Source organism: Kolteria novifilia (genome assembly GCA_007748055.1).
Taxonomy (GTDB): domain Bacteria; phylum Planctomycetota; class Planctomycetia; order Kolteriales; family Kolteriaceae; genus Kolteria; species Kolteria novifilia.
In genome coordinates this window covers 3,306,648-3,325,448 of record CP036279.1, presented here as the reverse complement: position 1 = coordinate 3,325,448, position 18,801 = coordinate 3,306,648, and the positions used below count along the sequence as shown (strand labels likewise).

The following is an 18,801-nucleotide window of genomic DNA, read 5'->3' as shown; positions in this document are numbered from 1 at the left end:
AAAGCATTAACCCCAACGAGAACTGTATCAACCAATGTCCCTGACTCCGCGGCCCTATCAACGTTTCGTCGCCGTCGGACCGAGTCGGGCGGGGTGGAACATGCTGCGCACGAGCTTGGGGGAGCATCCGGCGATCGTCTGTCATGATGAGCCGTTCCGGGATAAGTACCCCAAACCCTACGCGTACAACACTGAGGCCGCAGTCGTCGTCGACGAGCATCTCTTCACGCCGTTCCAGGAGGAGATTCAAGCGGTCGGCTTCAAGGTCCAGGTCAACCAGCCGAGCTTCAATCTCTGGTGGAGGTCGGTGTGGGATCTCGTCCGTGCGGACAGGGAGATCAAGATCCTGCACGTCCGGCGGCGCAACCTCCTCGCTCGGTTGCTCTCGGAGATCAACGCGGAACGAACCATGACCTGGGTCGTGCCAAAGGGGATGGCGCCACCCAAACCGACGCCGCTCGTGCTGACGAGGGAACAGTGCCTGCACAACTTCCATCTCGTCACTCGGCAACAAGACCTCCTCGCGGAATTCTTCGGCGATCACGCGGTGATGGATGTCATTTACGAAGATGTCTGTGCCGACTTCCAAGGGAAGATGAACGCGATCCAGGAGTTCCTCGGCGTCGCTCCGACAACTCTCCGGCCCTGGTCGCGGAAGATCGCTCAGCGGCCATTGCCTGAATCGATCGCGAACTACGCCGGTCTGAATCGCTCCCTCCAGGGGTCTCCCTGGTCAAGCTTCTTCGAGGAGCAGTCGACCACATGACGACAACTCCCTATCAGCGTTTCGTCGTTGTCGGTCACAGCCGAACGGGCTGGCACTTGCTGCGAACGGCTCTGAAGAGTCACCCCAATGTCGTCTGCCATCACGAACCATTTCACGACCGCAATCCGCAGACCTTTCCACACGACACCGACGCTCGGATCGTGCTCGACGAGCATCTCTTCACGCCGTTCCCGGCGGAGATGCAGGCGGTCGGCTTCAAGATCCAATATGAGCAGCCGGTATATAACCCCTGGTGGCAGTCCGTTTGGAGGCTGCTCCGCGCGGATACGGGGATCAAGCTCATCCACCTCAAGCGGACCAACCTCCTCGCACGACTGCTTTCCGAGGTCAACGCCCTTCGCACCAATCGCTGGCTGGCCGAGAAGGGAACACGAATCCCACTGCTGCCGCCGGTGACCCTCGACAAGCGTCAATGCCTGGAGAGCTTCCAGTTCGTCGAGCGTCAGATCGGGCTTGTCGACGAGTACTTCGAGAAGCACGAGTCGATGGATGTCGTCTACGAGGAGATGAACGCCGATGTGCCGGGGACGCTGGCCAAGGTCCAAGAGTACCTTGGGGTGCGGATAGTACCGATCACGCCGGTGACGCAGAAGATTGAAAGGCGGCTCCTCTCCGAAGCGATCGCGAACTACGCGGAGCTGAAGCGAGCGTTTCAAGGCACCAAGTGGGCGTCCTTCTTCGAGGAGTCACCCTCAGCGATCGGTGACTAGGGAAACGAGGTGGTCGGCTAGGCCGGCACCGGAAGCTTCGTAGTCCCAGTCGCGGTACTTCTCGGCGATGCGCTGGGCGCCCGCGGTGTACTCGTCGGAGCCGAGGATCATCTCCATCTTGCGGAAGATGTCGTTCGGTTCGGTCCCCGAGACGACGAGGCCGGCTCCCCGCTCGACGATGGGGGTGGCGCACATCTCTTGTTCGAGGCTCAGAGGGAAGTTGAGGACCGGTTTGCCGCCAAGGACAAACGCGGCCATCGTCGCGTGATTCGCGTTGAGGATCGCGAAGTGGCAATCGCGTCGGGCTTGGGCGATGTCGACGCGCTCTTGCTGGAAGTGGAGCGTTCGCGAGGCGTACTTCTGCTGGATCGAGGAGGCAATGCCGTCGGGATGGATGACGGTCGGAAGCTCGAGCTTGTTGAGGAGTTCCAGGAGCGTGGGGAGCGACGCGAAGGGTTTCAGGTAGCCGAAGACCCTGCGGCGATCGCCGGGTGTCCAGGCGGGAGGCGTTCTGTTGACGGCGGTTGAAAATGGCGGCGCTGGGGGTGTGTCGCGGCGGTTGAAAATGGCGGCGCTCATTCACGTCTTGTTGCGATTTGGGAAGATGGGGGCTTTGGTCCCGATCGTTCCGAAGTTCGCAAGGAGGCGGAGGAGTGCGAACCGACATGGAGTGGTGGACGGAAGTGCGCCGGCGGGTCTTGACCGGCGAGTTGAGCAAGCGAGGAGCGTGCCGCGAGTACGACCTCGGTTGGCACACGTTGACGAAGATCCTGGCTCACGCCGAGCCGCCTGGCTATCGGTTGTCCCGGCCTCGCAAGAGGCCCAAGCTCGAACCATTCTTGCCGATCATCCATCGGATCCTGGAGGAGGACGGCAAGCAGCCGCCCAAGCAACGTCACACCGCCAAGCGGATCGTCGAGCGGCTACGCGACGAGCACGGCTACGACGGTGGGGAGACGATCGTCAAGGACGCCGTGCGTGCCTGGAGGCAATCGCGGCGGGAAGTCTTCGTGCCGCTTTCGCATCCGCCGGGCGAGGCCCAAGTCGACTTCGGCGAAGCGACGGTCCGTTTGGCGGGCGAACCGACGAAGGTCGCGCTGTTCGTCATGACGCTGCCTTACTCGGGGGCGATTTTCATCCAGGTCTTCCCGCGCGAATGCACCGAGACCTTCCACGAAGGTCATGCCCGGGCGTTCTCCTTCCTCGGCGGCGTGCCCAAACGGATCAGCTACGACAACTCGGCGATCGCGGTGACGAAGGTCTTTCCCGGCCGTGAGCGGATGCTGACCAAGGAGTTTCTTCGGCTTCGTAGTCACTATCTCTTCCAAGAGCATTTCTGCCTGGTCAGACGCGCGAACGAGAAGGGGCACGTCGAGCGACTGCTCGGCTTCGCCCGGCGGAACTTCCTGGTCCCGGTCCCCGATGTCATCTCATTGGCAGTACTCAACGAACGGCTACTGGTCTCTTGCGAGAAAGACCTGGAGCGCCGCACGCGCGGCAAGTCCTCCTGCAAGCGCGACCTGCTCCTCGATGATCGTGCCGCTTTCCTGCCCCTGCCGAAGCAACGCTTCGAGGCGAGGCGACTGGTCCAGGCAAGTGCCAGCAGTGAGTCACTCGTTCGTTTCGATCGCAACGACTACTCGGTGCCGGTGGCCTACGCCCATCGCCGCGTGACGATCGTCGCCACCGTCCTGGAGGTACGACTGATCTTCGAGGACCGCTTGGTGGCCCGGCATGCGCGCTGCTGGGAGCGGGAAAAGACCTGCTATGACCCGGTCCACTACCTCGCCTTGCTCGAACGCAAGCCGGGCGGGTTCGATGTCGCCCGCCCCTTGGAGGAGTGGTCGTTGCCCGACTGCTTCGCCTTGTTGCGACGCCGTTTGGAGGCCGAGGACGACCGCCATGGAACCAGGCCCTACATCCGCGTGCTTCGCTTGCTGGAGAAGTTCCCGCTCGAGGAACTGACGGCCGCGGTCGAGCAGGCGCTCGCGATTGACGTCACCGATGCCGAGAGCATCCGCACGATCCTCGAGCATCGCGCCGACGAGCCGGTCACCGTCTTCTCGTTGGATGGCCGACCGCACCTTGCGCGAGTGCATGTCCCGACGACCGACGTCGCTTCCTACGGCGTCTTGCTGGGAGGGCAGGCCTCGTGAACAAGACGACGACCAAGAGCACCGTGCTGCTCAAGCATCATCTCAAGGCGCTCAAGCTGCCGACCGTTCACGACGAGTGCGAGCGGATCGCCCGGCGCTGCGCCGCCGACAACGCCGACCACTTGGCGTTCCTCTTGCAGCTCTGCGAACTGGAGCTGATCGAACGCGAACGTCGGGCCGCCGCGAGGCGCCTCAAGGCCGCTCGCTTCCCCACCACCAAGACGCTCGAGGAGTTCGACTTCGACGCTCGCGCGAGCCTCAACAAGCCGTTGGTCCTGGAACTTCTCAAGGGGGACTATCTCGAGCGCCGAGAGAACATCTTGTTGGTCGGACCTTCGGGGACGGGCAAAACGCATCTGGCCACCGCGATGGGCATGGCCGCCTGCGCCCAGGGGCGCAAGGTGTGGTTCGTCCGCGTGACCGAACTGCTCACCCTCTTGCTCGAAGCCCGCGACGAACGTCAACTCTTGCGGTACCGGCAACAACTTGCCAAGCTGGACCTACTGATCCTGGACGAGTTGGGCTACGTGCCGGCAAGCAAGGCCGGGGCCGAACTCCTCTTCGATGTCATCGCCACCGCCTACGAGAGGTACAGTCTTCTTGTGACCACCAATCTGCCCTTCGAGCACTGGACCGAGGTCCTCGGCAGCGAACGGCTCACCGGAGCCGCTCTCGATCGGCTGACCCATCGCTGCCACATCCTCGAAACCACCGGCGAAAGCTATCGGCTAAAGGACGCCAAACGCCGCCGACAGCGAACCGGCTGAACCAAGGAATCACCCGCGACACGATCTCGGCATACGGAGACCTTTCCCCAACCAGGCGCCACCATTTTCGACCGCCCAGCGCCACCATTTTCAACCGCCGTCAACAAACGCACTTGCGGGGGCGAAGTACTACTTCGTCTGGCGGCTTCAACGAAGCGACGCTCACGTACCCGACGTATGGATCCGGCAATGCGTTTGGGGAGGGAATTGGCCTAAGAACTGGCGAGCGCGGTTGTATAGACAGTTTCGCAAGGCTCCACCGACTGCTCGTCCAATGCGGTGCACATTGGGCCGCGACCTCTGTCCGCTGTCAGGAACAAGTGTTCTGCACCAGCATTTCGATGATATAGGTATCAACAAATGGGGGGTGCTTGAGGGTTTCCGCGCTCCGCTGGACGAGGTATCTCTGACGCTGGGGAGCGATGACGATTTCGATGAAGAAGACCTAGAGGGTCTGTGCGACATGGATGACGAACTGCCAAGCCGGCGATTCTTGTGGCGTGATAGGAAGAACGCAGAGATTTACCAGCAGTCCAGAAAAGACCAGCTTATCGTGGTAGCCTACTGCCCAGCATTGCTGTTTGGTGGGTCGAAGCATATCGCCTGGACCAAAGCACAACAACGGCTCCTACAGGGGATCGTCTACGAGTTGACCAGGCCTTCAAGTCGGGAGTCACGCGAGCATGTGATCACCGATGCTCTGGTCAACGAAGCCGGGGCCCGCGATGACCTCGTTCGCTGTCCACTACTGGATCGACAACAGAGGTACGTCGTATTTGGCGGAAACGGATCGCGACCAGGGCGAGGTTATCAGATCGTTGGCCGAACCTCTAAGGGTTGGCTACATCGAGCAGGTGTGCGGCACTCCATCCCAAAGGGATCGCCGACTCGCTTCGACGCCATCAAGAATTTCCTCGATGACCTTGATGTCCTTTCCACTGACCTGGATCTCACGGTTGTCGGCTATCACTCGACAAGGAACGAGTGGAAGGACTTGCCCGAGCTGAGATCATGCTTGCGACGTGGCTTCGGGAGAGATTGGCTGGACGAATGCGTGATAAGGATCTACGCGCCTGAGGACTGGCGGCTCCGCTGGAGGTATTTTTTCTCGAAGCGTTTGGGGTTTCGTTGGATACCGGAGTCAGCCAGCGACAAGGGAACGGCAATCGCATCTTATTTTGCTACGAAGCTGAGCAGAATCCTTTCCAGGACCTCGGTAGAGAGCGATGCGGAGTAGCGTTTTCCGCGAATGCTGTCCTTCACCGAAGTGTCCGACGAGATGATGGACACTGCCAAGCGTCGGAGCATGGCGGCGGTTTGGGGGCCACGCTGCTTGCGAATTCGGCTCGCATCTTCTGTAAAAGTTACATCCAAAACCCAGTGCAGTTGGTTTTCGATGGACCAATGACGCCGCACCGCTCTGGCAAAGGCTTTCACCTTCGGGGGTAGGCTGGTCAGGAAGTAGCTTATCTCGGCTCTTTCGACGCCATCATGAGTGTTGATCAGTCGGAGTACCATGCCGATGCTCAGCAATCCCACCCAGTCCTCGAATCCCGGTAGCGTTTTGGGAGCGGGCATGATGGTGTATTCGCGGCGTTCGTCGCGGCCATGGGATGTCTCGACGGTCACGTGTCGGCGTACGCCGGGTGTCTGGAAGTCCCCTTCCGCGGCTTGGAGGAATTCGCCCTGAACGGCCTCGTGCAGCTTCTCGTGATTCCCCTTGAGGGCCAGGACATAGTCTCCTCCACGCTCGGCGATCTTGGCGGCAATCTCTTTCTGGCAGCCCATGGCATCAATCGTGACCGTCGCGCCGTCGAGATCCAGCAACTCCAGCAGCAGAGGAATCGCGGTGATCTCGTTCGACTTCGAATCGACAGCCACCTGCCCAAGCGTCAATCGCGCCTCGCTTGCCCAGGCGGACATAAGATGCAGCGGGTTGCGTCCTGCCGCCTTGTCGAACGAACCACGTAGCGTTTTGCCGTCAATGGCGACATGGCGGCCCAGGTCGCGACTGACGTCGGCAAGCCATTGTTGCACGCAGTTGGTCAACTCCGCCGGGTCCAGTCGCGCAAAGACACGGCCGAACGTGTCATGCGAGGCGATGCCATTTTCAAGCCGTAAGAAGGTTCGCAACCAATCCAGCCGTTCCTTGCCAAATCGCTCCACATCGGCCCAGCTATCGCTACCGGCGATCGTGCCACACAGAGCGACCACCACCATGTCGAACAACTCATGGGCACGGGTCCGCTCCACCCGTGGGTCGGTAAGATTTTCAAAAGGTGTAAACACTGCAACAAGATCCTGACACATCGACAATCCCTCCGCGAGTTCTGGCTCCACGAAGCAATCGAGTCAATGCCCCTTGTTTACTTCAACCCCCTTGAAATACTCCTCCACTAGATGCGATTGCCCTTATTGACGACACCTCTATCACCAGGATTTGCAGACTTCCTGTCAAGTCGCGACACATGTTGACCCTGGGACACAGCCCTAAGATTGTCGACGCCCACCCCAGGTCGTGGCTGTTCGGCTATGAGGCTACTGGCGATGACGAAGAGAACTCCATCGTAGAAGAAGGAATGGAGGCTGCTCAGGAAGTGTTAACCAACGAACGGAGTGAAGTGTCGTGGATCTCGACTTCGGACAAGTCCCTATTTCGTCGGGAAGCAAGGGACGGGGATGCTGTCATTTGCATCCATACCGAGTACGGCAGGGCCAGCGCGCAGTTTCGGGGGATTGGGCAATCGAGGAAGGGTTGCGCCAGTGGTGAGCGATGAGTAGAACGTCTTGCATGGTCCCGAGGGATGGTGAGCATGCAAGGAGAGGTTCTGATGAGCAAGGACGTTCGGGTAACGCTTGAGGATGTCATCACCCACTTTGAAGACTTGGAAGATCCACGCTCGACGATCAATCAGCGTCATCCGCTTATCAGCGTGGTGGTGATTGCGGTGATGGGCGTTCTCGCGGGGGCGAGCGGCCCGACCGGCATCGCGAAATGGGCGCGCATGAAGAAAGACTTGCTGCTCGAGAGTGAGCGTTGCAACGGTGGCGTCTTGTGGATTGCGGTAGGCTTGGGTTGGTTGGCCCTGGTTTGTCGCGAGGCGGAAGATGCGAGTTCGTTGTGCGGAGAAGGAAGCGTATTGGCGGAAGGTCGTTCGTCGGCAAGAGGAGAGCGGGCGGGGCGTTCGGAGGTTCTGCCGGGAAGAAGGGATTTCGGAGGCGTCGTTCTACGGCTGGCGGCGTGAGCTACAGCGACGCGATCGACAAGAGAAACGGTCGACTGCGGTCGATGGCGGTGGAACGTGTCCGTCGCCGTTCGTGACGTTGCGGGTGGCCCCGCCGTCGATGAGCGTGATCGAGATCGTTCACCCCCGAGGCTACATCGTGCGGGCGCCGGCCCAAGTCGACTGCGACGCCTTGCGTCAAGTGCTTGCCGCCCTCGAGAGCGTCGAGGAGGAGTGAGCATGTGGTCGGTCCCTCATCAGGTGCGGATCTTTCTGGCCCGGGAACCGGTCGATATGCGTAAGAGCTTTCACGGGCTCATCGCCTTGACGGAGTCGGTGCTCGAGCAAGATCCGCTTTCGGGCCATTTGTTCGTCTTCATCAATCGCCGCCGGGATCGCCTCAAGGTGCTCTATTGGGGCGGCGTCGGCTATTGCATTTGGTATCAGCAGTTGGAGGAAGGAAGCTATCAGCTTCCCGACGCCCAGGCGGCCGACGACGAGGCCGGCCTCGAGATCACTGCCGGACAATTGTCACTCATTCTCGAGGGCATCGACCTCTCCTCGGTCCGGCATCGCAAACGCTTTCAAGTCTCCGATCAGCACCGTGACGCGACGTCGTCCCGTCGTTCGTGACTTCCCCTCGCTCTTTCCCGAATGATGCGTGCCGCTCCGCGGAGCCAGGACGCGCCGCTGCTCCTTCGAGACGCCAGTTCCCCGTCGCGGCGGCGAGAGCCTGGAAGCCATGGGACGGCACGCGACCAAAACCGAGTCTTGTCTTCGGTTGTCCTCGGACCCAGGGTTCTTCGCTTGCCAATCTCGTTGGACGATCGACCCTGGCGTTCTCTTCGCGAGCGACAACGATGTCATGGTGATGGCAGCGACGAGGCGGACTCGCAGGCTTTCTCGTCATTCCGTCGAAATTGCTGAAACTGCTCTGGCGCCTTCGGCGTCGAGGTGCTAGGGTGTCCCCGCGACAACTGAGATCGGTTTGATGGACGCCTTCGACGTGAACCTCCCCCACGATATCGACGCCTGCCACGAGTTGATCCTCGAACTCGATCGGGAGCGCCGACGGCAAGCCGCCGTCATCGCCCAGCAACAAGAGACCATCGCCCAGCAGCAAGAGACCATCGCCCAACAACAAGCAATCATCGCTCAGCAGCAGGAGACGATCGATCGCTTGCAGAGCGACGTCGACTTGCTCAAGCGGACCTTGTACGGCCGGCGGCGGGAACGCTTCGTCGACGATTCCCAGCAGGGGCTTTTGTTCGACTCGACAATCGTCGGGGCGGACGACGATTCAGGCTCCGGCGACGACGAGAGCGATGACGACGAACCGTCACCGGAACGCCGCACCAGCAAGGGACGCGGCCGGCGTCTCTTCCCCGAGTTGCTGCCGCGCAAGACGGTCCGCCACGAACTCGACGAGCACGAGGCTCCCGAGGAGCTGAGGAGCGATCCGGCCGCCCGGCGGTTCTTCAAGAAGACCAGCGAGCAACTGGAGTTCACGCCCGCTTCGATCCATGTGATCGAACATTACCAAGAGGTGATCGTTCGCGACGAAGCATCGGGCGAGACGACGATCGTCTCGGCAACGAAGCCGCCGCAGTTGATCGACGCTTACGCCGGCCCCGGCTTCTGGGCTCATCTGACCGCCAGTCGCTTCGCCGACCATCTGCCCTACTACCGACAAGAGGACATCCTCGCTCGCCACGGCTGCCGCATCGGCCGCGGCACCCAACAGCGTTGGCTCTTCGCCCTGGCCTTGGCGGTCGCGCCGTTGGTCGAACTGATGCGTCGGCTGGCGTTGCAGTCCGAGGTGCTGGGCTGCGATGAAACGCCGGTCAAGATGTTGGCGGGCGAGCCGCCTGGCTGCACCAAGACCTATCTCTGGAGCACCGTCGGCGACAATGCCCATCCCTACGACTGCTTCCACTTCACGCCCGACCGCAGCCGCGATGGTCCCGACGAGTTCCTCGCCGGCTTCCAGGGTTACTTGCAGTCGGACGCCTACACCTGCTACGAGCGAATCGCCGCGGCGGACGACCGGATCGTCCCCGTCGGTTGCTGGGCTCATGCACGCCGTAAGTTCGAGGAAATCCACTTCAGCGCGCCGAGCGTGCGGACGCACACCGCCCTCGGCTACTTCCAGCGGCTCTACGACATCGAAGATCGCGCCCGTGACAGTAGTGTGTCACAACGCGGCGCCAAGCCGATCGTGACCGAGTTCCATCAGTGGCTGCTCGAGCAGCACGAGCGGGAGCTTCCGAAATCGAAGCTGCGCGCCGCCATCGCTTACATGACCAACCGGTGGCAGTCCTTCGCGTGCTATCTCGACCATGGGGCGATTCCCATCGACAACAACCGCACCGAAGCGGCGCTGAAGTACGCCGTCCTCGGCCGCAAGGCGTGGCTCTTCTTCGGCAACAGCCAAGGAGGCGAGACCGCCGCCACCTTCTTCACGCTGACCAAGAGTTGCAACCGCCATCACGTCGATCCCTTCGCCTACCTCCGCGATGTCTACACTCGCCTGCCGACCACTCCGGCTTCGGATCTCCCTTCGTTGCTACCCGACCGTTGGATCGACGAGCACCCCCAGCATCGTCTCCAAGAGCGCGCCGACGAAGCTCGCCAACGAGCCGACCGCAAACGCGCCCGCCGAGCCCAACGCCGCGCCCCTGCCGCCACTCCCCGTTGATCGGTGACCGGTCCCCCATCGTCATCGGCTCCTGCTTCCCCCACACGCCACCGTTGCAACGCTCACGTGTGATGAGCATGGAATGGTTTACACGCGATTTGTTGACGACATCACGATCACCAGTGCGTTCGATCTCGAAGAGACGTCCTATCCACAGCTCATCTTTCGGATCATGGGGCAGCTCGGATTTCGATTGGGCAAGCATAAGACATCGTTTGGCCGACTCGACGACGGATTCGAGATAACTTCGCTCTGTATAGAAAATGGTGAACTAGATGTTCGTCGTGAGTACCTCGAAGAGTTCGAGTTGTACTTGCGCGATGCTGAACTCCTCGCGGTTGGCAAGGATCCCCTCCACGGATATCGAACTCAGTGTCAGCTCAGTGGGCAACTTCACTTTATTGCCTGGGTACGACCGAAACGAAAACGCGGTCTGATCAGGAGATTTAAGGCGATCAAGTGGGATGAAGCGCATAAGAATGCTGTCGCCAAAGGATTGTTTGCGATTCGGCCAACGATCACTATGACTCCTAGTCCTCCTCCTGAGTGGGAGAAATCCTTTCAGAACTCGTCGCCATAGTCTCGGTATGGGGAGGGAATGCTGAAGTCTCTCAATCTTTCCTTGCCTTATCAGGGTTAGAAATTTAGGTGATGGCGTCGACGAATATCACTTGCTATGGAGTCTAGATCTCCAAAAATAGTCGCTTCGTCAATCTGCAACAGCATCAACATCAATCGGATGTTGTGTTTGTGTTCCTTTGGCACAACGAACTTCACAACATGAGATGATGCGAGTACAAGATCTTCATCGAAAGATGGATCTGACTCGTGCTCAAGCGGCGTATGTAGAGTGAATCTCCCGTGCTGACGCACTAGTCGGTCAATCTTGGCCGGGGTGCTGATCGGCAACACGCACTGATGCTCAGGTAGCTTCGCTTCAAAGAGTGAGTCAATGATCCCTTCAACGACGGGATGATCGTAGTTTAGAAAGGTGCCCAGTTCTTCTCCGACGGAAGGAGTGTAAGCATAGATTGCACCGTCTGTGTCCGGACTTCCAGCCACTGCGAAGTACAAGGCTACCAATGGTGAGAGCGTCCAGTCGAGTAGCCGCGTTGGGAGCCCGTGATGCCGCATCTGAAAATAGATCTCAGTACTTGAGGCTCCTGACGGGATATGTGCTGCGGCCTTCTCGCGAAAGTCTGCGTAGAGGTGTGATTCGTAGGCAAACGGGCGCCAGGAGCGGCCCTTCGAAATCTGGTGCCATTTCTTTCTTCCTTCGCGAAAGTTTCTTCGCGCAACAGTGGATTGAAGCGCCCAACTCTCCTTAGATTGTCCGCGATACCAGTGCTGGGAGGGAATGAATTCGTCCATCCGCTCAACGAGTCTTATCCAGTCCGAAACGCAAGTGATGGGATCTGGGTGAGTCCTGTAGGAAGACACTTCTATCTTGTTCCTCTCAGTTTTGGGACCGACGACGAAAAAGAAAACGCCCGACCATTTGGCCGGGCGTTTTCGCGAACACCTTGTTGGGGATCGGAATCTCTCCAGAAGAAGACGAAGAGAATCCGATGGGCGCCACATTCCTGACGGATGTGGCTGGCATGGGCGCCCCGTCCTTACGGACGTGGCTTGATCAATACATGTCGTCCATGCCGGGGGCGCCGTGCTTGTCATCCTTCTTGGGAAGGTCGGAGACGAGGGCGTCACTGGTTAGGAGCAGGGTCGAGACGCTGGTCGCGTTCAGCAGCGCGGTGCGGGTGACCTTGGTCGGGTCGATGATGCCCTGCTTGACCATGTCGACCATCTTGCCGGCACGGGCGTCGAAGCCTTCGTTGCCTTCGGCTTCCTTGACCTTGTTGACGATGACGCCGCCGTCCTCGCCCGCGTTGGTGGCGATCCAGTAGAGCGGGGCGGACGCCGCGCGAAGGACGATGTTGTAGCCGGCTTGCTCGTCGTGGCTTAGCCCCTTGGGCTTGACCGAGGCGCTGGCGCGAACCAGAGCGACTCCTCCACCGGGGAGGATGCCTTCCTCGACGGCGGCGCGGGTGGCGTGAAGGGCGTCCTCGACGCGGGCCTTCTTCTCCTTCATTTCGCTTTCGGTCGCGGCGCCGACATTGATCTTGGCGACGCCACCGGCGAGCTTGGCGAGGCGCTCCTCGAGTTTCTCGCGATCGTAGTCGCTGCTGGTGTTTTCCAGCTCGGCGCGGATCTGCTCGATGCGGCCCTTGATGTCGCCGGAGCTTCCGCCACCCTCGATCATGGTGGTGTTGTCCTTGTCGACCTTGACCCGCTTGGCCTGGCCGAGTTGGGCGATGTCGAGGTTCTCGAGTTGGACGCCGAGGTCTTCGAAGACGGCTTGGCCGCCGGTGAGGACGGCGATGTCCTCGAGCATGGCCTTACGGCGATCGCCGTAGCCGGGGGCCTTGACCGCACAGCAGCGGAAGGTGCCGCGGAGCTTGTTGATGACGAGGGTCGCGAGGGCTTCGCCTTCGATGTCCTCGGCGATAATCAGCAGCGGGCGGCCGGAGTTGGCGACCTTCTCGAGGACCGGGACGAGGTCCTTGACGTTGGAGATCTTCTTCTCGTGGATCAGGACGTAGGGATCCTCGAGTTCGCACTCCATCTTGGCGGGGTCGGTGACGAAGTAGGGGGAGAGGTAGCCGCGATCGAACTGCATGCCTTCGACGAGTTCGATGTCGGTCTCGAGGCCTTTGCCCTCTTCGATGGTGATGACGCCGTCCTTGCCGACCTTTTCCATCGCTTCGGCGATCTTCTTGCCGATTTCGTCATCGCCGTTGGAGGCGACGGTGGCGACTTGAGCCATCTCCTTCTTGGATTTGACTTCGATGGACATCTCGCGGAGCTTGGCGGTGATGTCTTCGACCGCCTTCTCAATACCCCGCTTCATGAGCATGGGGTTGAGGCCGGCGACGACGCTCTTGAGGCCCTCGTTATAGATCGCTTCGGCCAAGACCGTGGCGGTGGTGGTGCCATCGCCGGCGACGTCGCTGGTCTTGCTGGCGACTTCGCGGACCATCTTGGCGCCCATGTCCTCATACTTGTCCTCGAGTTCGATCTCCTTGGCGACGGTGACGCCGTCCTTGGTGACGGTGGGGGAGCCGAAGCTCTTCTCGAGGATGACGTTGCGACCCTTGGGGCCGAGCGTAACGCGGACGGCGCGGGCGAGCTTGGAGACGCCCTTGCGCATCACTTCGCGAGCTTCCTGATCAAACGCGATCTGTTTCGCACCCATGTGTTCTTCCCTCAATAGTGACTAGTTTGCGGTGTGGTTTGGTCGGTCGAGTTACTCGACGATCGCCAGGATGTCTTCCTCGCGCATGAGCAGGACGGATTGGCCGTTGCTCTTGTACTCGTCGCCGGCCCAGGTGGTGAAGAAGACGGTATCGCCGACTTTCACCTGCAGCTCCTTGCGCGAGCCGTCCGCGAGGACCTTCCCGTCGCCGACCGCGAGGACCTTGCCCTGCTGCGGCTTCTCCTTGGCGTTCTCCGGCAACAGGATGCCACCGGCTGTCTTCTCTTCCGCGGCTTCACGCTCGACAAGCACGCGATCCCCAAGTGGTTTGATGTTCATTTGCGTCCGTTCTCCACCGAGACCCCAATGTAAGTTTTTGCCCCTTCCTTAGCACCGGGCGTGCCGAACGCGATCCTGTATCGCAAGTCATTATTGGGAAACGGTTTGCGAGGAGTGGCTTTTCGAGGAGGCCTGCCACTTTGACGTTCCCGACAGGGCGGACCTTCGGGACACTGCCAAACTGGCAAGCCAAACGCCCCGTCCGAGAGGTGCACGGCAGTCATGAGACCGAAAACGGGCCTCGTCGCTCAAGTGGCCCCGTTTCGGACCCAAAAGCATCCAAATCGGACCGTTATGGGGCGAAAACGAACCCAAAAGGTACGATTCTCGACAAAAATGGACCGATTTTGGACCGAAATCACGCCTTGGAGCCGACGGACTCGCCGCGCAGGCAGCGGTTGATCTGACGCATCGCCTGCTGGAGACGTTGCTCCTTCTCGACGAACGCCATCCGGAGGTAGGTCTCGCCGGCTGGTCCAAAGGCTGCACCAGGACTGACCGCCACTTCGGCCTCGTCGAGCAGCTTCGTCGCGAGGTCCATTGTCCCCATTTTCTCGCGCCATGGAAGGGGTACTCGGGCCCAAACGAACATTCCCGCTTTGGGAATCTCGACCTCCCAGCCGCCCCGCTCCAGGCCGCGAAGCAGCGTGTCCCGACGCGATTGGTAAATCCGCGACTGCTCCAGCCGGGCCTCCTCGCCATGCCTAAGTGCAATGATGGCAGCGATTTGCACCGCCTGGAAGATGCCGTAATCGTAGTAGCCCTTGATGGTGGCGAGGGCTCGGACCATCTCGGCGTTGCCGGCGCAGAAGCCGATCCGCCAGCCCGCCATGTTGTAGCCCTTGCTCATCGTGATGAACTCGACGCCGACCTCCTTGGCCCCGGGGACGCTCAGAAAACTGGGGGCTTCGTAGCCGTCGAAGCAGACGTCCGCATACGCGAAGTCGCTCAGGATCAGGAATCCGAACCGCTTCGCCAGGGCGACCAACTCGACGTAAAACTCGCGGTCGACAACAGTTGTAGACGGATTGTGCGGAAAATTGACGATCACCACCTTCGGTTTGGGGTGGAGCGTCTCGCAGATGTGCGCGACCTGGTCGAGGAACTTGGCAGGCTGCGTCACCTCGAGCTGCAGCACGTTCGCCGAGGCCAACGCCGGGCTGTAGACGTGGATCGGGAAGGATGGAGCGGGGACGATGCACGTGTCGCCGGGGCCCATCAGGGCCAGGCACATATGGCTAAACCCCTCCTTGGAGCCGATCGTCGCGAGGACCTCCTTATGGGGATCGAGGGAGACGCCGAAGCGTTTCTCGTAGCGGATCGCGACCTCCCGGCGGAGGTTAAAGATCCCCGCGGAGGCGGAATAGCGGGAATTTCGTGGGTCCGCGACCGCCTCGCAGAGCTTTTGGACGATCTTCGGGTCGGGGGGGTCGGTCGGGTTTCCCATCCCGAGGTCGATAATGTCGATCCCCTCACGGCGTTTGCGGTACTTTTGTTCGTTGATGCGTCCGAGGAGGTAGGGGGGCAGCCGCAGGACGCGATCGGCGACGGGGACGTCGAACTGATGCCCCGGTTCGAGCCGGTCGATTTCGTCGAGTTTGTCGCCTTCGTGCTTTTCCATGGGTCGCCATCCGCCTATTGAGTCGTTTTCGTAGGGCATCGCGTGCCAGCAGCTGCTTGTCAGCCCGTGCTGGAGTCGCCGGGTGCCACCGGCTGCTTGTCAGCCAGTGCGGGCTCCGTCAGGATCGAATACCCGGTGGCAGTCAGTTTCCATCCTATTCCGGCATGAACAACCAGACCACATACCCCCGCCCGCGGGTTCGCGCGAGGCCGGCTGACGGCAGTCAGGCGAGCGAGATTCCCCGCAATTCTTCGTCGAGGGTTCATCCGCCAGCCGTTGGCTTTCCCCGTAGGTCAGGCCATTGCCTGACGATCCTTACTTCTCCCTCGAGGGAGAGGTCGGTTTGGTTTCCAAGCCGGGTGAGGGGGTTCCAACGGCTCTCCGGGGGACGGGCGATGCTCCACTCTTCTTTCACCTCTCCCTCAAGGGAGAGGTCGGCTTGCTTTCCAAGCCGGGAGAGGGGGTTCCAACGGCTCTCCGGGGGACGGGCGATGACCGATGCTCCACTCTTCTTTCACCTCTCCCTCGAGGGAGAGGTCGGCGAACGCAGTGAGCCGGGTGAGGGGGTTCCAACGGCTCTCCGGGGGGACGGGCGATGTCCGATGCTCCACTCTTCTTTCACCTCTCCCTCGAGGGAGAGGTCGGCGAACGCAGTGAGCCGGGTGAGGGGGTTCCAACGGCTCTCCGGGGGGGCGGGCGATGTCCGATGCTCCACTCTTCTTTCACCTCTCCCTCGAGGGAGAGGTCGGCTTGGTTTCCAAGCCGGGTGAGGGGGTTCCAGCGGCTCTCCGGGGGGACGGGCGATGGTGCGTTCACGGGGTTTGATCGGCGGGCGTGTTGGTTCGGTCGAGTGAAAGGGCATCACGATGTCAGGACGAATACGGATGGAATCAATGCTGTTTGAATTCTCCTACTTCGGCAAGAGCTTGACGTCGGATGTTCCGTACGTCTCAGTTACTGATAGTGAAGAAGCACAACGAGCTGAGGTGTGTGACGTTTGTGGCCATCAATGGAAGGTACTACGTGGTTCCGTCTCGTTGAACGTCGAAGGTGGTCGCTATTGGCCCGATATCATGAGAGTAGATGGCAAGAGCCCTATGGTAGTGGTGTCATCTCGTGTGATGGATGGATTTGTGTCCGTTGGGATTCGAGGTTTCGCGAGCTACGAGGCGAGGGTTGTGGGCATCGACAGCGATACCCTTTCGCTTGAGAAATGTCCGACATACTACTATCTTGAGTTGTGCCGCGGAATTGATGTTGACCCCGACGCAAGTGGCATCGAGTTAGAGTACGCTTGCAGAGCATGCCCTCGACTCAGCAAGATCTATGACGCGAATGCGCCACTAGTTCCAGACTTAAGTACATGGGAAGGATTGGACGTATTCACGTTTCGGAACATTCGTTCACAGATCCGATGCTGCACGTTGAAGGTCGTTGAACTCGCGAGACAACATCGTTGGTCGAACTTCTTTTTCCAATTCATGGGAGCCAACCCGCTTCTCCCGGTTGCTCAGCGCAAGATCGACTACCTAGGGGAGATGTGGCCCCCGACTGGATGGCCACCCTGGACTCAGAAGATGTAACGTAGCTGTTTAATGGCTTTACCAGTGTTGCCAGGCAGCCCGTTGATTCATCCCTGTTTCCGATCGAGTGGATCGCGAATTCCCCGAATTGGGAGAGTCTCGGCGTGCGCGTTCACGGGGTTTGATCGGCGGGCGTGTTGGTTTGGTTGGGTAGGATGTTAGTGCTCGCGTGATGGTACCAGCGAAGGCGGTTCGAGTTGATGCAGTTTGGCCTCCAGGCATTCCGTGAGATATTCTAGGACGTCGCGGCCTTGTTGTCGGCAAGTGGCGACGACCGAGAGGACGCGCTCGACAAATCGACTTCCCGCTTCGCTGTCGGTTCCCCCGCTCATTTTGCGGTAACGCACCGCGACATTGATCGCTCGCTCGCCGGTGTTGTTGGTCGGTTCGATCCCTTCGAGGCGTGCGAACGTCCAAAGATGCGCTTCTTCTTTGAGCAATCGTTTACAGATCCGCGCGGTCTTCGCGCAGCCGCATTGCATTCCCGCTTCGAGAGCGTCGGTTAGTTCGCCACGGAGGATGCTGACATAGGTGCGAAAGCTGCTGCGGGCCAGATCGCCGTCACGAACCCGATGCCACCAGATAAAGAGGGCATCGGACATCGATAGCAAACGCTCGCCAATGGGCTGACCGGCTCCGCCGCGATCGACCATGGCTTGAAAGTCGCGCCGCAGATGCGACCAGCAAAGTTGGCGATGCTTGATCCAGTTGTAGGCGCCGTGACGATCCGAAGTGGCTACTTGATCATACGCTTCGCCGAGCAGCGACTTGGCCACTTGGCCGGTTCGACGGTCAGCGATGTGAAAGAAGGTGGCCAAGGGAGCGACCACCACCCACAACCAACTCTTGCTCTTATGCTCACGCCAGGAGGTTTCGTCGATGTTGACCGGCTGGGTTCGCACGTACTCGCCAAGATGGGCGATCGGCTGCTCCAACGCCTCGGCCACGCGGCGTTCCAACTTGCAGATCATGCCCAGCGAGATGGTCAGGCCGAAGAGTTGGCCGGCCAATTGTTGGACGGTCCGCTTCCCCAACCGGCAGCCGCCCGAGAGCAAGGCCAAGATCGCGGTCAACCGGGGACCGAAGCTGCCCGTGGGTACCCCCTTGGGCAAGCCGCCGCGCGTCCGAGCCCCACACCGGTCGCAGACGCACTCATGAAGTCGATACTCGGTGACCACCGGCTCGATGGGAGGGATTTCCGCGACCTGATGCCGGACGGGCGTCGCGTCGTCCCCATGCAGTGGCGCCCCACAATCACCGCACGACCGCGGTTTGCAATCGACCACCGCGGCCACCTTTTCCGGAGGCGTCAACGGCCGAGAGTGCTTTGGATGACCTTGCTGACCGCCTCGCTTACGACCCGTTGGCGCGGAGGGTGGCTTGCGCTTCGCCTTCCCCTTGGACTGGCCACGAGGACCATCGCTCGAAGGAGGACGAGAAGAGTTCGTCGAATCCTGACCCGCCTTCGCCCGAAGATCCTCTACCTCTTCTTCAAGCTTACTCAGGCGAATCAGGATCTCCTCGATGGCGACCACTCGCTCTTCGAGTGGCGCCGTCGCAATCCTCCATGCTTGCTCCCGATGACCTTCCATGAACGAAGACTGAACAATCCACCGTTTTCGTCAAGGTCAACCCGTGAACGCGCACGTCTCGGCCATCGCCA

Annotated in this window: 16 protein-coding genes and 1 pseudogene; 10 read left to right on the top strand and 7 right to left on the bottom strand. The window is 60.4% G+C overall.

The window, feature by feature from the left end; all coding sequences use genetic code 11:
* Nucleotides 1-34: 34 nt before the first annotated feature.
* Together Pan216_RS12200 and Pan216_RS12195 are read left to right on the top strand one after the other, a co-directional pair.
* Complete coding sequence (locus Pan216_RS12200) at nt 35-766, top strand: hypothetical protein (protein WP_145258259.1); 732 nt, start codon at nt 35-37, stop codon at nt 764-766.
* Complete coding sequence (locus Pan216_RS12195) at nt 763-1,497, top strand: hypothetical protein (protein ID WP_145258258.1); 735 nt, start codon at nt 763-765, stop codon at nt 1,495-1,497. Before Pan216_RS12200 ends, Pan216_RS12195 begins: the two co-directional genes overlap by 4 nt.
* On the opposite strand, the gene Pan216_RS12190 is transcribed toward Pan216_RS12195, so the two are convergent.
* A complete protein-coding gene (locus tag Pan216_RS12190) occupies nt 1,480-2,076 on the bottom strand; it encodes a hypothetical protein (RefSeq protein WP_145258257.1) in 597 nt (198 codons plus the stop codon). The two genes, Pan216_RS12195 and Pan216_RS12190, sit on opposite strands and share 18 nt — an antisense overlap.
* 74 nt (nt 2,077-2,150) lie before the next feature.
* Between Pan216_RS12190 and istA the strand changes: the two genes are divergently transcribed.
* The 3 genes from istA to Pan216_RS12175 all read left to right on the top strand — a co-directional run bounded on the left by istA (nt 2,151) and on the right by Pan216_RS12175 (nt 5,657).
* The gene (istA, locus tag Pan216_RS12185; RefSeq protein WP_419193569.1) at nt 2,151-3,653 is read left to right on the top strand and encodes an IS21 family transposase; all 1,503 of its coding nucleotides are present in this window, start codon (nt 2,151-2,153) and stop codon (nt 3,651-3,653) included.
* Entirely contained in the window at nt 3,650-4,420 is a 771-nt protein-coding gene (istB, locus tag Pan216_RS12180; protein WP_145258256.1) for an IS21-like element helper ATPase IstB, read from the top strand. The genes istA and istB overlap by 4 nt, the downstream gene beginning before the upstream one ends.
* A gap of 286 nt (nt 4,421-4,706) precedes the next feature.
* Entirely contained in the window at nt 4,707-5,657 is a 951-nt protein-coding gene (locus tag Pan216_RS12175) for a hypothetical protein (RefSeq protein WP_145258255.1), read from the top strand.
* On the opposite strand, the gene Pan216_RS12170 is transcribed toward Pan216_RS12175, so the two are convergent.
* On the bottom strand, nt 5,594-6,730 hold the full coding sequence (locus tag Pan216_RS12170; protein ID WP_145258254.1) for an ISAs1 family transposase: 1,137 nt from the start codon (nt 6,728-6,730) through the stop codon (nt 5,594-5,596). The two genes, Pan216_RS12175 and Pan216_RS12170, sit on opposite strands and share 64 nt — an antisense overlap.
* 494 nt (nt 6,731-7,224) lie before the next feature.
* Between Pan216_RS12170 and Pan216_RS28310 the strand changes: the two are divergent.
* The 5 genes and pseudogenes from Pan216_RS28310 to Pan216_RS12145 form a co-directional block, all read left to right on the top strand.
* Nucleotides 7,225-7,440: pseudogene (locus Pan216_RS28310) on the top strand (transposase family protein); the annotation flags it as partial.
* Nucleotides 7,441-7,528: 88 nt separating this feature from the next.
* Entirely contained in the window at nt 7,529-7,882 is a 354-nt protein-coding gene (tnpA, locus tag Pan216_RS12160) for an IS66 family insertion sequence element accessory protein TnpA (RefSeq protein WP_145258235.1), read from the top strand.
* 2 nt (nt 7,883-7,884) lie between these two features.
* Nucleotides 7,885-8,277, top strand: coding sequence for an IS66 family insertion sequence element accessory protein TnpB (gene tnpB, locus Pan216_RS12155; protein WP_145258236.1), 393 nt, complete (start codon nt 7,885-7,887; stop codon nt 8,275-8,277).
* A gap of 358 nt (nt 8,278-8,635) precedes the next feature.
* Complete coding sequence (gene tnpC / locus Pan216_RS12150; protein WP_145258252.1) at nt 8,636-10,342, top strand: IS66 family transposase; 1,707 nt, start codon at nt 8,636-8,638, stop codon at nt 10,340-10,342.
* A gap of 82 nt (nt 10,343-10,424) precedes the next feature.
* On the top strand, nt 10,425-10,922 hold the full coding sequence (locus tag Pan216_RS12145) for an RNA-dependent RNA polymerase family protein (RefSeq protein WP_145258251.1): 498 nt from the start codon (nt 10,425-10,427) through the stop codon (nt 10,920-10,922).
* Nucleotides 10,923-10,978: 56 nt separating this feature from the next.
* Here the strand turns inward: Pan216_RS12145 and Pan216_RS12140 are convergent, their stop codons facing one another.
* The 5 genes from Pan216_RS12140 to tnpC (Pan216_RS12120) form a co-directional block, all read right to left on the bottom strand.
* Nucleotides 10,979-11,713 carry an FRG domain-containing protein gene (locus Pan216_RS12140; RefSeq protein ID WP_419193568.1) on the bottom strand — a complete coding sequence of 245 codons (735 nt, stop codon included), beginning with the start codon at nt 11,711-11,713 and terminating at the stop codon, nt 10,979-10,981.
* Nucleotides 11,714-11,975: 262 nt separating this feature from the next.
* The gene (gene groL / locus Pan216_RS12135; protein WP_145258249.1) at nt 11,976-13,595 is read right to left on the bottom strand and encodes a chaperonin GroEL; all 1,620 of its coding nucleotides are present in this window, start codon (nt 13,593-13,595) and stop codon (nt 11,976-11,978) included.
* 51 nt (nt 13,596-13,646) lie between these two features.
* Nucleotides 13,647-13,934, bottom strand: a complete 288-nt coding sequence (gene groES / locus Pan216_RS12130) for a co-chaperone GroES (protein ID WP_145258248.1) — start codon at nt 13,932-13,934, stop codon at nt 13,647-13,649.
* A 358-nt stretch (nt 13,935-14,292) separates the two neighbouring features.
* Nucleotides 14,293-15,555 (bottom strand): aminotransferase class I/II-fold pyridoxal phosphate-dependent enzyme, encoded by a 1,263-nt coding sequence (locus tag Pan216_RS12125; protein WP_145258247.1) that lies wholly within the window; start codon nt 15,553-15,555, stop codon nt 14,293-14,295.
* Nucleotides 15,556-17,296: 1,741 nt separating this feature from the next.
* Entirely contained in the window at nt 17,297-18,730 is a 1,434-nt protein-coding gene (gene tnpC / locus Pan216_RS12120) for an IS66 family transposase (protein ID WP_419192575.1), read from the bottom strand.
* Nucleotides 18,731-18,801: the final 71 nt, after the last annotated feature.